The organism is Psychrobacter sanguinis (genome assembly GCF_020736705.1).
Classification (GTDB): domain Bacteria; phylum Pseudomonadota; class Gammaproteobacteria; order Pseudomonadales; family Moraxellaceae; genus Psychrobacter; species Psychrobacter sanguinis.
Window position 1 is genome coordinate 2,458,339 of the sequence record NZ_CP085990.1, and the last position, 14,343, is coordinate 2,472,681.

The 14,343-nt window shown below is 41.4% G+C and carries 13 protein-coding genes; 2 read left to right on the forward strand and 11 right to left on the reverse strand.

Translation table 11 applies throughout. The features are described from left to right. Positions 1-245 precede the first annotated feature (245 nt). Positions 246-779: a Spy/CpxP family protein refolding chaperone gene (locus LK453_RS10450; protein WP_201536589.1), complete on the reverse strand. Its 534-nt coding sequence runs from the start codon at positions 777-779 to the stop codon at positions 246-248. A gap of 157 nt (positions 780-936) precedes the next feature. Continuing rightward, positions 937-2,166, reverse strand: coding sequence for a YeiH family protein (locus tag LK453_RS10455; protein ID WP_227674467.1), 1,230 nt, complete (start codon positions 2,164-2,166; stop codon positions 937-939). Between the two features lie 301 nt (positions 2,167-2,467). Between LK453_RS10455 and LK453_RS10460 the strand changes: the two genes are divergently transcribed. Further along, the gene (locus LK453_RS10460) at positions 2,468-3,451 is read left to right on the forward strand and encodes a LysR substrate-binding domain-containing protein (RefSeq protein WP_227674468.1); all 984 of its coding nucleotides are present in this window, start codon (positions 2,468-2,470) and stop codon (positions 3,449-3,451) included. A 97-nt stretch (positions 3,452-3,548) separates the two neighbouring features. On the opposite strand, the gene LK453_RS10465 is transcribed toward LK453_RS10460, so the two are convergent. Further along, positions 3,549-4,688, reverse strand: a complete 1,140-nt coding sequence (locus tag LK453_RS10465; protein ID WP_227674470.1) for an S-(hydroxymethyl)glutathione dehydrogenase/class III alcohol dehydrogenase — start codon at positions 4,686-4,688, stop codon at positions 3,549-3,551. Positions 4,689-4,850: 162 nt separating this feature from the next. Between LK453_RS10465 and LK453_RS10470 the strand changes: the two genes are divergently transcribed. Then, complete coding sequence (locus tag LK453_RS10470) at positions 4,851-5,765, forward strand: LysR family transcriptional regulator (protein ID WP_201536583.1); 915 nt, start codon at positions 4,851-4,853, stop codon at positions 5,763-5,765. Positions 5,766-5,781: 16 nt separating this feature from the next. On the opposite strand, the gene LK453_RS10475 is transcribed toward LK453_RS10470, so the two are convergent. From LK453_RS10475 to LK453_RS10510, 8 genes are all read right to left on the reverse strand, one after another. Continuing rightward, the gene (locus LK453_RS10475) at positions 5,782-6,648 is read right to left on the reverse strand and encodes a mechanosensitive ion channel family protein (RefSeq protein ID WP_201536580.1); all 867 of its coding nucleotides are present in this window, start codon (positions 6,646-6,648) and stop codon (positions 5,782-5,784) included. 111 nt (positions 6,649-6,759) lie between these two features. Next, positions 6,760-8,247 carry an aminoacyl-histidine dipeptidase gene (locus tag LK453_RS10480; protein WP_201536577.1) on the reverse strand — a complete coding sequence of 496 codons (1,488 nt, stop codon included), beginning with the start codon at positions 8,245-8,247 and terminating at the stop codon, positions 6,760-6,762. A gap of 214 nt (positions 8,248-8,461) precedes the next feature. Continuing rightward, positions 8,462-8,689 carry a hypothetical protein gene (locus LK453_RS10485; protein ID WP_201529728.1) on the reverse strand — a complete coding sequence of 76 codons (228 nt, stop codon included), beginning with the start codon at positions 8,687-8,689 and terminating at the stop codon, positions 8,462-8,464. Between the two features lie 118 nt (positions 8,690-8,807). Next, the gene (locus tag LK453_RS10490; protein ID WP_201529726.1) at positions 8,808-9,602 is read right to left on the reverse strand and encodes a PAP2 family lipid A phosphatase; all 795 of its coding nucleotides are present in this window, start codon (positions 9,600-9,602) and stop codon (positions 8,808-8,810) included. Positions 9,603-9,611: 9 nt separating this feature from the next. After that, positions 9,612-10,100 carry a diacylglycerol kinase gene (locus LK453_RS10495; protein WP_227674469.1) on the reverse strand — a complete coding sequence of 163 codons (489 nt, stop codon included), beginning with the start codon at positions 10,098-10,100 and terminating at the stop codon, positions 9,612-9,614. Between the two features lie 192 nt (positions 10,101-10,292). Further along, positions 10,293-11,627: a sensor histidine kinase gene (locus LK453_RS10500; RefSeq protein WP_201529724.1), complete on the reverse strand. Its 1,335-nt coding sequence runs from the start codon at positions 11,625-11,627 to the stop codon at positions 10,293-10,295. Positions 11,628-11,670: 43 nt separating this feature from the next. Further along, entirely contained in the window at positions 11,671-12,363 is a 693-nt protein-coding gene (locus LK453_RS10505) for a response regulator transcription factor (protein WP_201529722.1), read from the reverse strand. Between the two features lie 59 nt (positions 12,364-12,422). Beyond that, positions 12,423-14,138, reverse strand: coding sequence for a phosphoethanolamine transferase (locus tag LK453_RS10510; RefSeq protein WP_227673854.1), 1,716 nt, complete (start codon positions 14,136-14,138; stop codon positions 12,423-12,425). Positions 14,139-14,343: the final 205 nt, after the last annotated feature.

The following is a 14,343-nucleotide window of genomic DNA, read 5'->3' on the forward strand; positions in this document are numbered from 1 at the left end:
CCTATATTTTAGTAAGCCAAATTTTAATAAGCCAAATGCTACTAAGTTAGCATTCAGTCATTCAGATTTTAGTCGGCCAAAATGAAAGTCAGGGTAGGTGATATTAGATAGGGCGTATTATAGAGGATATGTAGTCATCATTAAACGGATGAAGGGTAAGAAGCGTCTATAGAAATAAATAAGAAAGTCAGCTTTATGCTGACTTTCTTTGAAGGTAATTAATTGCTCGCTTAAACCAGTAATCGTTACTTAGCATTAAGCTTGGTTTTGTACAAAGATATCAGCTTTTCAAACTGTTGGGGTGTCAGAATTCTGCGAGCATTTTTTATGCAGTTTCGGCGAAGTTCCATATGAGCCATTTCAGTATCACTGATTCGGCGCATTAATGGGGTAGTGATATCATCATCAGCCCCTTCAATGAGCGCAACTCTCAATTGTCCACGTAGTGCCTTTTCATTGGCTTGTAGGGCCATACGCTGCTTCATAACTGCTTTACGATAAATGGCAAAAGCTTCAACTTGCGAAGGCGTAAGTTCCAGTTGCTTTTCGTGCGTCATAATAAAAGGCATAAGTTCGATAATAGGAAAGCTACTATCTGCGTCTACACTAAGGCCTTTATCTTCAACAGGTTGGATTAGATCTGTTAAGGTAGCGGCTGGCAAGGTATTATCTTCGACCACTTGCTTTTGCACCGAGTGGCTGGTGGTTGGAGAAGTTTGACAAGCGGTTAATAATAATCCCGAGAATACTAAGGCTAGTGCAGGTTTTACAATATTCAAAGCGGACTCCTTTCAGGAAAGAATAATCGATCAGCAGCAGGGCTGATACTATAATATACAATTTATTATATTATATTTCAGTATATAAAATAAATATATAATAAATAAGATTTTTTGCTTCCCTTTAATATTTTGCTTGCTTTTAGACCATCAAAGATCAGAATTGACTAATCCCTAAATTAATCATTGCACCGCCCAAGATGAGCCAAAAGAACATAACCGCCGCTAAGATAAGAGGTTTAATACCCGCCTGCTTAATGGCACTAAAATGGGTAGTGAGGCCCAAAGCAAACATCGCCATGGTTAGTAGTATATTGTCCAAATCAACCATACGCTCTGTAAAGCTCTGAATCATTGGAGTTGGTGACGCCATAAGTAAAGAGTTCACAGCCACCATAGCGATAAACACAAACGCAAACCACGGTACATGAATTTGTTTCAAGCGCTGAGTTAAAAGCTTTAGTTTATTGGGCTGATTTTGCTGATGGTTCGTAGCACTTGATAGGGTCTTAGCATCTTTAGTATTAGTAGAGTTGATAAAAACGGATAACAGTAATAAAAAAGGGGCCAACATCATTACCCGTATCATTTTAGTCACTACGGCGGTATTGCCCACCTCCGGACTAATGGCATTACCTGCGACCACCACTTGAGCTACCTCATGAATGGTGGATCCAATATAGATGCCGTAGTGTTGCGCATCTATGACACCAGCAAGCCAGCCCATCTGATAGAGCATAGGGTATAACAGCATGGCTAAGGTACCAAAGACCACCACGGTGGCTACTGCAATGGTTACTTTGTGTGCCTCTGCTTTGACCACCGGCTCAGCGGCAATCACTGCTGCAGCGCCACATATACTGGCCCCTGAACCAATAAGTAGGGTGGTGGTTCTGTCCATCTTGAGCCATTTGGTACCCAGTAGATAGGTAATAATAAAAGTGGAGCTGAGCACAAGCGCGTCAATAACAACCGCTGAAAGACCAACACTGGCAACTTGGGTGAGGGTAATCTTAAAGCCATATAACACGATGGCCAATCTTAATATTTGTGCCTTGGAGAAAGTAACCCCAGCAGATAAAGATGGGAAAAATCTTGGGTAGAGGGTATTACCGAGCACCATACCGATCAAAATGGCAAGCGTTAATGAGGACAATCCCAGTAGCTTACCATCGGTCCAGTCACTGATACGGTCATTAAGCCAGATACTCAATAGGCTACCGAGTAATACCACACTAAGTCCTAATAGATGCTGCTGCTTGGGAAAATAGCCACCGATAGTTTTGCGGGTTTTTTGGATTAACTGAGTATTTAAAAACCTGCTCAAACTATGGTCGCTCTGAGTATGGGTGTGGCGGGCGTCAAATGTGGGGTGCTCAGTTCTCATGGGTTTACTCGCTTACTTGCTAAAATGCGGACTAGAGTGTTAATAGTGAGCTCTAGTTGTTTTAAGAATGACTATATTCCTTTTTTACATATTAATAAAACAGATTGATTAGATAGTTTTTATCGATAAAATAGGTTAGTAATAATAGAATAGCTTGAGTATGAATAGTAAGTACTTAGAATTAGGTGCTCAGAACTAAGTACTGAGCCTTACGCACTAAGAATTAAATATTAAGGGCTACACTCAAGATAGCTGTGCTTTTTATTCAAAATCCAAACCGCAAACATAAAAGGTTAATACCATGCCGGGTTCTACACCGTCTCAAGAGAACACTACGTATCCTTTATCTGCCGGGCAGGTGCTATTACCGAAAATCACCCTAAAGCAGCTATCGGTCTTTATTAGTATTTATCAGACAGGAAGCACCAGTGCTGCCAGTGAGCAGTTGCATCTGTCACAGTCTGCGGTAAGCAGTGCTTTGACTGAGCTTGAGGAGCGGCTGAAAATGCCGTTGTTTGAGCGCATTGGGCGCCGTCTGCATAAAAATGACAACGCCGAGGCGATTTATATTCAGGCGCAAGCGATATTAGGGCAGTGCCTCACCTTAGAGCAATATCATAAATATCAAGCAGGACGTATTCACATTGGCGCCAGCACCACCATTGGTAACTACGTCTTGCCGTCTTTAATTCAGCAGATTTATGGCGATAGGCCCGATGCCAAAGTAGAGTTTTTTATTGGTAATACCCGTGATGTGGTAAGTGAGGTTGAGCAATTAAAAGTAGATATTGGTCTGGTTGAAGGTATGCCAAGACCGACTGACAGCAAATTAATTGAGCAAAGGGCATGGCGCACAGACCAACTGGTGGTATTTGCCAAAAAAGACAGTAAATGGCTGGCAGGTATTAGCCTGATAACAGAGAAGGGCAAAAAGAACAGTAAACAGCTGACCACGCAACAATTGGCTAAGATCCCCTTATTGGTTCGTGAACCAGGATCGGGGACTCGGCAAGTGATTGATGAGCAGTTACTTCGTCATATGCCAGAAGCTGAAGTAGTGCTTGCTATTCAGCAGTCAGAAGCGATTAGAAATATGGTAAAAGCCGATATTGGCTTTGGCTGTCTATCGCAACATGTGATTGAGGCGGATTTGGAGCAAGGCAGTCTGATTGCGGTTGATATTAAGGGTATTGATTTACAAAGAGTGTGGTGGATGATTTGGAACAAGCAGCGTCATAAGAGCGATATCTGGCAAGAGTTTGTGGCGGGCTTGGGATATGAATAATTAAATTGGAATGCAAAAAGGCCACCTGTCTAAGACAGGTGGCCTTTGCTACTACTGTTAGCGTAAAAAATATTATGTTTTACACTAAAGACAGGGTTTAGCTTTGAACGGCTGAATCGTTTAACGCATCAAAGTGAATCACACTACGGATGCTCTTGCCTTCATGCATCAGATCAAAAGCTTCGTTAATGTCTTCAAGTGGCATAGTATGGGTAATGAAATCTTGTAGAGGGATTTCACCGTTTAGATAACGCTCAACATATCCGGGTAATTCAGAGCGGCCTTTAACCCCGCCGAAAGCTGATCCTCTCCAGACGCGGCCAGTAACTAACTGGAACGGACGGGTAGAAATCTCTTCACCGGCACCAGCAACACCAATGATGATAGACTCGCCCCAACCTTTGTGACAGCACTCAAGCGCAGAACGCATCACATCGACGTTACCGATACATTCAAATGAATAATCCACACCGCCATCGGTTAACTCAACGATAACCTCTTGGATAGGTTTATCGTAATTTTTTGGGTTGATGCAGTCAGTAGCCCCTAACTTTTTGGCCAGTTCAAACTTGCTCTCGTTCACATCAATACCGATAATACGGCTCGCGCCAGCCATTACTGCGCCAATAACTGCTGATAGACCAATACCGCCTAGACCAAAGATGGCCACAGTAGCGCCTTCTTCTACTTTGGCAGTGTTCATTACCGCGCCCATACCTGTGGTCACGCCGCAGCCTAATAGACATACTTCTTCTAGAGGGGCTTCTTTGTTTACTTTAGCCAATGAAATTTCTGGTAGTACTGTGTATTCAGAGAAGGTTGAACAGCCCATGTAATGGTAGATTGGCTCACCATCTTTATAAAAACGGGTGGTACCATCTGGCATCAAGCCTTTACCTTGGGTCTCACGCACTGCAGAGCATAAGTTGGTCTTGCCAGATCGACACATTTTACACTCGCCACATTCAGCGGTATAAAGTGGAATCACATGATCGCCTACTTGAACGCTGGTCACGCCTTCGCCCACTTGTTCAACGATACCACCACCTTCATGGCCTAGAATGGCAGGGAATACTCCCTCAGGGTCAGCGCCAGATAGGGTATAGGCATCAGTGTGGCAAACGCCGCTGGCCAGTACTTTGACCAGTACTTCACCTTTGCGAGGTAACATCACATCGACTTCTTCAATTTTTAGTGGCTCATTTGGGCCCCAAGCCACGGCTGCTTTTGCTTTAATGAATTTATCTGATAATTTATCTGACATAGTTAAGCTCTCTTTTATTGTTGGTTTGCTTTTTAATTAATAAGGGTTGTAAATGGTTTTTTGTATTATAGATTATCTCATATTAGATGATAATATGATGGTTTGACAAATATCTTTTACATAATGGTAATAATCATGAAACTCGATGGAATTAGTGAATTTGTGTCAGTGGCTGAGTATGAAAGCTTTACTCGGGCGGCAAAAGAGCTTGGTATATCGATAGCACAAGTCAGCCGGCAAGTGAGTGCACTTGAGCGGCGACTGAACATCAAATTATTTTATAGAACCACCCGTAAAATTTCGCTGACCGAAGAGGGGAAGGTGTTTTATGAGCATTGCCGGGTGATATTGGATAGATTGGCGTCAGCACAGCAAGCGCTCAGCGATTTGCAGTCCAAACCTCAGGGCAAAATTAAGTTAACTGCTCCTGTAACTTATGGTGAGCAACAACTATTGCCTTTAATCAATGATTTTATGTTGCAGTATCCCGACATTGAGGTTCATGCTTTTTTGAGTAATCAAAAGGTAGATCTGGTAGAGGGTGGTTATGACCTAGCCATTAGAATAGGCCGGCTCAGTGACTCAACTATGATGGCCAAAAAACTCAGTTATCGTACTAACTATGTCTGTGCTGCGCCAAGCTATATTAATAAATTTGGTGCACCGCAGACCTTAAATGATTTAGCTCAGCACAATTGCTTGTTAGGCAGTCTCGACTTTTGGCATTTTAAAGAGGGTAGCAAAGAACGTAATATTCGAGTGAGGGGTACAGTGCAATACAATAGCGGCTATGGCTTAGTCGATGCTGCGCTAAAGGGCATCGGTATTGTGCAACTGCCAGATTATTATGTACAAAAGTATTTGGATACTGGCGAGCTGGTCAGTCTACTTGATGATTACCGAGAACCCGAAGAGGGAATATGGGCGGTTTATCCTCAGAACAAACACCTATCGCCTAAAATAAAAGTGTTGCTGCAATATCTACAACAACACTTGTCTTTATTGCCGTCTACATTATCCGCTACAAAATCCCCTACAAATGCTCAATAGCCTGATTGAATAAGATTTAATCAGGCTTACTATTTGCGGCAGAGTCTTTATTGACCAAGCTGTCTAGACCACTGACATGAATCTTACGCTGCGGGAATGGAATGTCGATATTATTGTCATCTAAGGCAACTTTAAAGTCTTCTAATAACTCACATTGTAGTGTCCACCAGTCATCATTTGAGGTCCATACATTCAGGGTCAAATCCACAGAGTTATCCCCTAAATTGGTTACTCTTACCACAGGCTCTGGATCAGTAAAGGCCAGAGGGTTAGCTTTTGCCACTGCTAATAACACCTCTTTGGCTGCTTTAATATTGGCATCATAACCAATGCCTACTGTAATATCGACACGGCGATTGGGCAGGGAGGAGTAGTTGATAATGGCTGAAGTGCTAATGTCGCTATTGGGAATGACCACATCGTGATTATTGGTGGTGGTAATGTGAGTGTTAATCAGAGTAATGTCCGTTACTTTACCCGTATAGCTACTTATTTGGACAACATCTCCACGTACGAAAGGACGGAAAATAACGATTAGAATACCGGCGGCAAAGTTTGACAGTTGGTCTTTTAATGCCAACCCAACTGCTAAGGCAGCACCACCTAAGATAGCGATGACAGAGGTGGTCTGAACCCCCACCTTGCTCAAAGCGGCCAGTACCACAATAATGAGTAACACGCCATGCAATAATCGACTCAAAAAGCTTGAGACCGTATCGTCTAAACGACTACGTATCATAAGGCCTTGTGCTAACTTTACGATTTTATTGGCTAGCCAGCGTCCAATCACCAATATCAGTATGGCCAAAATAACACGGGTTACCAAATGTAGTGAACTTTCGGTGAGAGTGGCAATGTCCACCGTAAATCCTAAAAATTCCATAGTTTACTCTCTGTTCGTTTCTCTCAAATAATTCAATTAAAAAACAGGGGCTAAAAATTTTTAGCCCCTGTTTTTAGCAATAAATCCTTAAGCCAAAGATACTATACTAGGCTAAGCTGTCTTTAAAGCACCCAATACCTGAGTTAGCCATGTCCAAAACTTAGCAACGCTCTCAATATTGACACGCTCATCTGGAGAATGCGGCATTTCAATAGTGGGACCAAATGACACCATCTGCCAGTGTGGATAGTGATGTCCTAATAAGCCACATTCTAGGCCGGCATGAATAACGGTCACTTTAGGCTCTGAACCTAATACTTGATGACCCTGTTTAATCACACAGTCTGTCAACGCTGACTGCGGGGCAGGCTTCCAACCTGGGTATTCACCGTCTAATTCAACTGTCGCACCAAACGACTCAAACAAACGCTTCATTCTATCGGCCAAATCATTACGGGCATCATCATCTAACGAACGTAATAAGCTTTGTAGTTCTAAGCGTTCAGATTGGGTGTCGATTTTGGCCAAGTTGACGGAAGTTTCCACCACGCCGGCGGTGTCCATACTCATGCGATCCACCCCATTTGGGCATAAGCGAATGGCAGTTAGTAGGGTCTGCTGTGAGGCTTTGGTCCAAGTTTGGGCAGGCATGTCCGATGTCACCAAGGTCACACTCATCTCACGGTCTTCTACCGGTAATCCACGGCGAATAATCTCAACTTGTGCGGTTAATAACTGCTGAAGTTCAGCCTCAGTAGTATCACTGACGAACAGTGCATTGGCTTCACGTGGAATGGCGTTACGTAAGTTGCCGGCTTGAATAGAAGCCACTTCGATGTGCTGTGACATGCTGTCTAATAAACGTGAAATAATCAGTGCTGCATTACCGCGCTGCTTAATAATATCAATACCTGAATGGCCACCTTTTAGACCTTTTACGGTTAAATGATAGGCGTGGCTTGCTGTGGGTGATTGCCATTCAATCGGTAGTGAAAACGTCGCATCAATACCACCAGCACAGCCAATACAAATGTCACCGAGCTCTTCAGTATCTAAGTTTAATAACAGCTGACCTTGAATCCAACCGGGCTGAAGACCTTTTGCACCGTCCATGCCCGTTTCTTCAGTTGCTGTAAATAACGCTTCTAATGGGCCATGCGCGATATCATCAGAGGCAAGTACTGCCAATGCTGAAGCAGCGCCAATCCCATTGTCTGCCCCTAAGGTGGTGCCTTTGGCGGTTACCCATTCGTTGTTTTTTTCAGGATCAATATAGGCGTCAATAGGATCGGTACTAAAGTTATGACTGCTGTCTTCGTTTTTCTGCGCCACCATATCTAAGTGGTTTTGTAGGATAACGCCAGGTGCATTTTCCATTCCGGCTGTAGCAGGTTTACGCACCAAAACATTACCCACCGCATCACGCTCTGCCCAAAGCCCCAATCTTTGGGCTTCATCAAGCACAAACTGCTGCACAGCTTCCTCTTCAAATGAGGGGCGAGGAATCTGAGTAAGGGCGTAGAAATAGTGCCATACTAAGTTTGGAGCTAGACTACTGATATTGTTTGCTAAACTATTCTCTGAATAATTGTCTGACATGAGTTTGACCCGAATGTGATCCAAAAGTTAGAGCGCTATTTTATGTGACCCAGGGTCATCAATGCAATTTTTGATACATATAAAAACACGCTGAAAGGTTTTAACTGTCTTTATAGTCAATCGTCTATAGCAAAGGTGTAGTGTCAGTCATCCTCCCATTAAAAAAGCCAGAAGTAAGACTTCTGGCTTTAATTATTAAGTAGATTCTAAGCGTTTAGCGAAAGCTGAGCAGCATCTCAATGTCTCTTACCGTGATGTGCCTAAATAAAGCTTGTTCTTCGACAGGCATGCGATTCATATGTTCCTTAATCATAGGATACAAGGCATTCGCAATTTCTGTGGTCGAGGAGTAATACAAGTTGGGGTCAGTTTTGGTGAGTTGCTGTAGATACTTTTGTACTAAGCGTCTTTTTTTATCTTGTACTAATTCTGGGTTTTGCATGTCAATGTCCTAATCATATCTTGATTGTCTAACTTTCAGTCTTTAACTTAGCCTTTGTGGCTTTAGTATGGAGGACTCTTAAGTTTAATCAAGTGGAAATTGTAAGATTCTAAGGAGCTTATCGGCGCTGCAGACTAGCAGAAAGAGTAGATCTAAAAAACAGAAGCGCTATGCCATAAACGATGGCCCAAGATAGCCACATAGACACTAACGTATGACTAAAGAAATGATCGCCAATCATCATTTTATACAGCCCCATTGTCCAAGCCAGCACAGACACCACTAACATGATTTTGGTTTTGTTATGCACAAAGCGGGGGAGATAAGCAAACGCATATAAAGCAAATCCAGCACTGGCATGAGCGGCAGGAAAGCATTTGGCTGGTGTCTTAGTTAAGATATCTTGCCAAAGTGACAGATAGGGGGTATCTCCACCAAATATGGTCAGATGATTAGGACAACTCACGTAGGTAACTGACTTCAAAGTCGCAATGATAGCGGGCACCATAATTATAGTGAGTAATAAATAGCCCAACTCTTTACTACTAAACTTGGTAGTACTAAAAGGCAATAGCCATTTATTTTTCGGCGAATTTTGTGTAGAGACAGCGGTTGATGATTTCCATTTTTTGACTATTAAATTTATTAGCAGGTAAACGCCTAATAAAATAATCAAAGTCTTTGGAAAATCGTAAAACATAAATCGAAATGGCTGTGCGTTTTTCTCAATGAGCCAATGACCATTGTGATAAAAAAGCTCACTAATAGACACATCTATTTCACTGTGTTCAAACATAAATGTCGACACGACAGTCAAACCAATAAGAAGTAACCATCTTTTGATAGACAGGGAGGCATCAGAAGTACGATTGTGACTTTGATGAAAGGATTGCGTTACTAAATGAGACACCATAGTTCACTCCTAGCTAAGTCGCCCTAAATCTGCAGAAAAAACACTATATAAAGCCATCATCCATAGTGTAAATAACAGTAATAAAGCTAGGAACTGAGCAGCTGACCCCACATCTTTGGCGATTTTTGCTAAGGGATGTTGTTCAGTAGAGGTATGGTCGATACTGGCTTCAAGTCCGGTATTGATAAGCTCCACAATCAATGAAAGAAATGAGGCAAAGACCAGAACCATTTTAACCGTAAGCGCAAAAGGCACGAAAGTTAAAGCCAATAACAGCACAAGATTTAGCCAAAAGACCTGTCTAAAGGCCGCTTCGTGATTATAGGCGGCCTTAAAGCCATCAAGCGAGTAGCCCGCTGCCTTAATAATTCTGGCGACGGCAGTTTTACCTTTTACATTATAAGCAAAGCTATCGGGGTTCAAGGGGGTCTGTGATGAGGCTTGTTGAGTATGAGACGTATTAGGCGGTAAATCTGGAGATAACTTAGTCATAATCATTTCTTAAATTGGACGAATGGACAGCTATTGAGTAGTGACTTTTCATTGCACCACTCTAGTATAATAAGTCCTAGGTTAAGAAAACGTTAAGAACACACAAACCACACTATCAGTAATCTGTAAGTGAGGCTTAGTTACCGACAATAGGCACGTCAATATTAAGTATTTCAACAATAACAATATCGGTATGAGTTATTTATAATAAATACTAAAAGTACTGCCACCTAGCTCATTCGTGGTATGAGTCAGTTTCCAGTCAAGATGAGTCATAATCCTTTGCACAATGCTTAATCCCAATCCTGATCCCTCAGTTTTGATGTTTTGAGGGTCGATTCTCTCAAAACGCTCATACAATAGGGGCATCATATTGTCAGGAATACCTAGCCCAGTATCAGCCACACTGATTTTTTGAGCATCGATAGTCACGATAACTTCTCCAGAATCTGTGTATTGAAAAGCATTTTTGACAAGATTCCCTAGTGCCATTTTAAGAAGCTCAGGTCTGACATTGGCAAAATAATCGTTGTCCGCCTCAATACGGCAGGTTACCGGCTTATAGTGTAATAGATAATCAAGACGGCTGACTTCTTTTTGAGCAATTTGATTAATGCAAGTGGAAGGCGCATCAAGCTGTTCAGGGGCGCGGGACAATAGAAGTAAAGCACTAATAATCTCTGAAGTCTCTCTAGCAGTGGTGTTAATACGCTGAGTAAACTCCTGAGCTTTGGGGTTATGTTCTAACTGTGCTTGCAGTACTTCAGATGCTCCCATAATAATGGTAAGCGGGGTGCGTAGCTCATGACTGACATCACCAGTAAATAACTGCTCTCGCTTCAGATATTGTTCAAGCTTTTGATTTTTATCATCAATAGCCCGTGCTAATACGCCGACCTCCGAGGGCAGGTGAGTCAACTGATCGAGGTTGTATTGATCTGATTCGACGGCATCTTTTAAGTCTAACAAGGGTTTAATAATGGCTTTAGAAGATAGCGATGAAAAGATGAATGCCATAAGAATGCTAAGTAATACCACCCCAATCAGCAAAGTATAGAAAACCTCTTCAAGTTTTTCGAACAAAGCCAATACGGGATAGGAATGGTCGGGGTAACCTGCTTTTGATAAATCTTGCGGTTTTTGGCCCAAATCAAGATAGGTTAAAATGTATTCTTCACCTCGAGAAGGGTGTTTAATAAAGTATAAATCTGCTCGCTTACCGTTATCAGCGTTAACAGTCATTTCATGTATGTCAGAAGTAGCTGTCTTTTTTAAAATTTCTGGAGCATCTTCATAGTGATATATTTTGACCCCGGGGTTTCGCTCTGCTAAAGGTATCAGTGCTCTACCATTACTTGTGGAAGTTAAGATAGTATTTATTTCAAGCTGTTGTAATAAATAGCTCTCTACTAATATCTCCTCAATCTTAGTCTCCGCTGCATAAAAGACAGCAATAAAAGTACCGCACAAGATCATTGTGAAGATTAAATAAGAAAGGCGGAATTTATAAACGATTGAATCGGTATTTAACATAGTAAATAGCTTTAGATATTAATAGTAAAAAATAAGCCAGTGGTTAACTGGCTTGTTTTTCAGGGATGACAATTTGATAACCAACAGCGGGAACAGTGACTATCATGGAGTGAGCAAAAGGCTTATCTACTTGAGAGCGTAAGCTATGTAAATGAGTACGTAGAGCGTCACTATTCGGTATATCCTCTCCCCACACCCGTTGTTCTAGCTCATTTTTATTCACCACATTTGGATAGGATTGCATCAGAGCCTGCAGAATCTTAAACCCAGTCGGTGTTAGTTTTAATAAGATATTATCACGATAAGCGGTATGCTTTTCAATATTAAGGGTCAAAGGGCCAAGCGTGATGTCTTTGTCGAAATACTCATCTTGATGGCGACGTAATAATGCCTTTACTCTCACTTCTAACTCTACTAATGAGAAAGGCTTCACTAAATAGTCATCTGCGCCGCTATCGAAACCAGCCACTTTGTCAGAGATAGTGTCTCTAGCGGTTAGCATAAGCACCGGGGTCTTAATATGTAGTTTCTCTCGCAGCGTTCTACAAAGCTCCGTGCCATTCATACCTGGAAGCATGACATCTAGCAAGATAACATCATACTGGTTTTCAGCGAGTAAAGATAAGCCGCTAGGCCCATTATGAGCATTGTCTAATTCATAGCCCTTAGGTTCAAAAAAAGCATAAATATTGGCAACGATGTCTGGGTTATCTTCAATAATAAGAATTTTATGCATTAGTTTATTATTCACTTATGTGTTTATTTAATACAGCCCTCTAAATTACTCACAAAGCATTAATTAGCAACAGGCTTAAATAAAGTGGGCTTGTCGGCCACTTCTTGAGTGCTTATGCCAAAGTAGCTTAATAAGGTTGGGGTCAAATAGTCATGAGAAACAGGTTTCTGCAATAGACTGGTGATACTGCCATTGTCTATATTATTTGAAGCCGGTGACCAAACAATAAGCGGTACTTGTTTTTGAGATTTAGGAGCAATGTTATAAGGCAAACCATGTAAATAAATATTGTTTTCACCTAAGCTCTCTCCGTGATCACTGACATAAATCATCATCACATCATACTCTTGCTCATAAGGCTTAAGGGTCTCAATAATGTTATGCAAAAAGTAATCAGTGTAAACAATGGCATTATCATAGGCATTGATAACTGATTGATTATCACATTTTGATAACTCGTTACTCTCACATACAGGCTTAAATACTTCATATTCTTTAGGATAACGCTTGTAATAAGCAGGACCATGGTTACCCATCTGATGCAGTACTAATAAGGTATTTTGCGGCTTAGCCACTATCTTGTCGAAGTCTTTTAACATGCCAATATCGCGACACTCGACATCACAGTTTGGATTGAGCTTGTCGGTCTTGTAATCTTCAAATGTCACCCGATCTGCCACCCCTTTAGAGCTAGAGTTGTTATCACGCCAGATCACGTTTACGCCTTGTTTGTTTAAAGTGTCAAGGACGTTCTCATTGTAGGGGGCAAGATCCATATCATAATCTTTGCGATCCGCGTAACTAAACATACAAGGCACAGAGTAAGCGGTCGAAGTACCACAAGAGCTAACGTCTTTATAGCTGTACACATCTTTGGTCTTAGCAAGTAGTGGCATGGTGTCACGTGAGTAGCCATTCAAGCCAATGTGATCCGAGCGTACTGTTTCTCCAACTACCAATACCATTAGTTTAGGTTTAACGGGATTCATGCCAGCACTATTGCTTTCAGAATTAGTAGCAACAGGGGTGATCAATTTTGCGTCCTCAGCATGTGGAATTAAATGTTTAGGACGACGTAGGTCATCTATCTTATCAGTACCCAGTTTGATTGTGGAATAGATAGGCATAACGGGGTTCGCATAGTATCGAACCTGTTTATGCTGACGAAAGAAGCTTGCATATTGATCACCAAATGGTAATAAACACAATGCCAATACGCCTAAACACGCCAATAAAGTAACGACTCTCTGAAGAGCAGCACGTTTAAATGGCAAAACTTGTATCTTTAATTGAGACAAAATAAATACCGGTAAAACCCCCAACAATAAAACCCTTATCAAAAATGCTGGTGCAAATAAATCCATAGCCTCCGCATGATCTGTCTCCAGCCCATTTACTAACATATTGGTATCAAAGATAGTGCCGTAACTGTCAGTGAAATAGGCACAAATCGCACCGATAATGATCATTAGACTAAGAATAACTTTATGGGCAGGCTTGTAGGTAAACAGTTGAAGTACTAACCAAATAACACCGAATAGTAGCCCTACGGTTGAAACAACAAAGCCTAAATTATTTGCAATTGGATAAATATCCAATACTTTGCCAAAGAAACTTAAATTAGCAGTAACTGTTAAGTAGATAGCGACCAATAATATAAGCACATTTGGATTAATTTGGATTTGTGATAACCGTCTTAAAAAAGGGGCTTTGGTAGGATGAGTTTGGTCTTGCGGGGTTAAAGATGGGGTATGAGTTAACAGCTTTTTTGACATGTTCGGATTTCTCGGCAGTGTTTGAAACATATATAAGGTAGCAAGTCTGCCGTTAAGATAACGTTAAGGTACTTATTTAATCTCTCTCATAAAACATTTTCCATCAAATAGGCTTTATAAAAATCTATAAAGCCTATAAAGCAATAAAATATTGAATGTTTATCTTTTTTAAACAATATTGTTTAGAGTATTGTTTATCCTAGTT

Excerpts from the sequence above, each read along its gene's own strand:
- LK453_RS10455 (WP_227674467.1), bottom strand. The coding sequence starts at position 2,166 with ATGAGAACTGAGCACCCCACATTTGACGCCCGCCACACCCATACTCAG.
- LK453_RS10460 (WP_227674468.1), top strand. The coding sequence starts at position 2,468 with ATGCCGGGTTCTACACCGTCTCAAGAGAACACTACGTATCCTTTATCT.
- LK453_RS10470 (WP_201536583.1), top strand. The coding sequence starts at position 4,851 with ATGAAACTCGATGGAATTAGTGAATTTGTGTCAGTGGCTGAGTATGAA.
- LK453_RS10475 (WP_201536580.1), bottom strand. The coding sequence starts at position 6,648 with ATGGAATTTTTAGGATTTACGGTGGACATTGCCACTCTCACCGAAAGT.
- LK453_RS10480 (WP_201536577.1), bottom strand. The coding sequence starts at position 8,247 with ATGTCAGACAATTATTCAGAGAATAGTTTAGCAAACAATATCAGTAGT.
- LK453_RS10485 (WP_201529728.1), bottom strand. The coding sequence starts at position 8,689 with ATGCAAAACCCAGAATTAGTACAAGATAAAAAAAGACGCTTAGTACAA.
- LK453_RS10490 (WP_201529726.1), bottom strand. The coding sequence starts at position 9,602 with ATGGTGTCTCATTTAGTAACGCAATCCTTTCATCAAAGTCACAATCGT.
- LK453_RS10495 (WP_227674469.1), bottom strand. The coding sequence starts at position 10,100 with ATGATTATGACTAAGTTATCTCCAGATTTACCGCCTAATACGTCTCAT.
- LK453_RS10500 (WP_201529724.1), bottom strand. The coding sequence starts at position 11,627 with ATGTTAAATACCGATTCAATCGTTTATAAATTCCGCCTTTCTTATTTA.
- LK453_RS10505 (WP_201529722.1), bottom strand. The coding sequence starts at position 12,363 with ATGCATAAAATTCTTATTATTGAAGATAACCCAGACATCGTTGCCAAT.
- LK453_RS10510 (WP_227673854.1), bottom strand. The coding sequence starts at position 14,138 with ATGTCAAAAAAGCTGTTAACTCATACCCCATCTTTAACCCCGCAAGAC.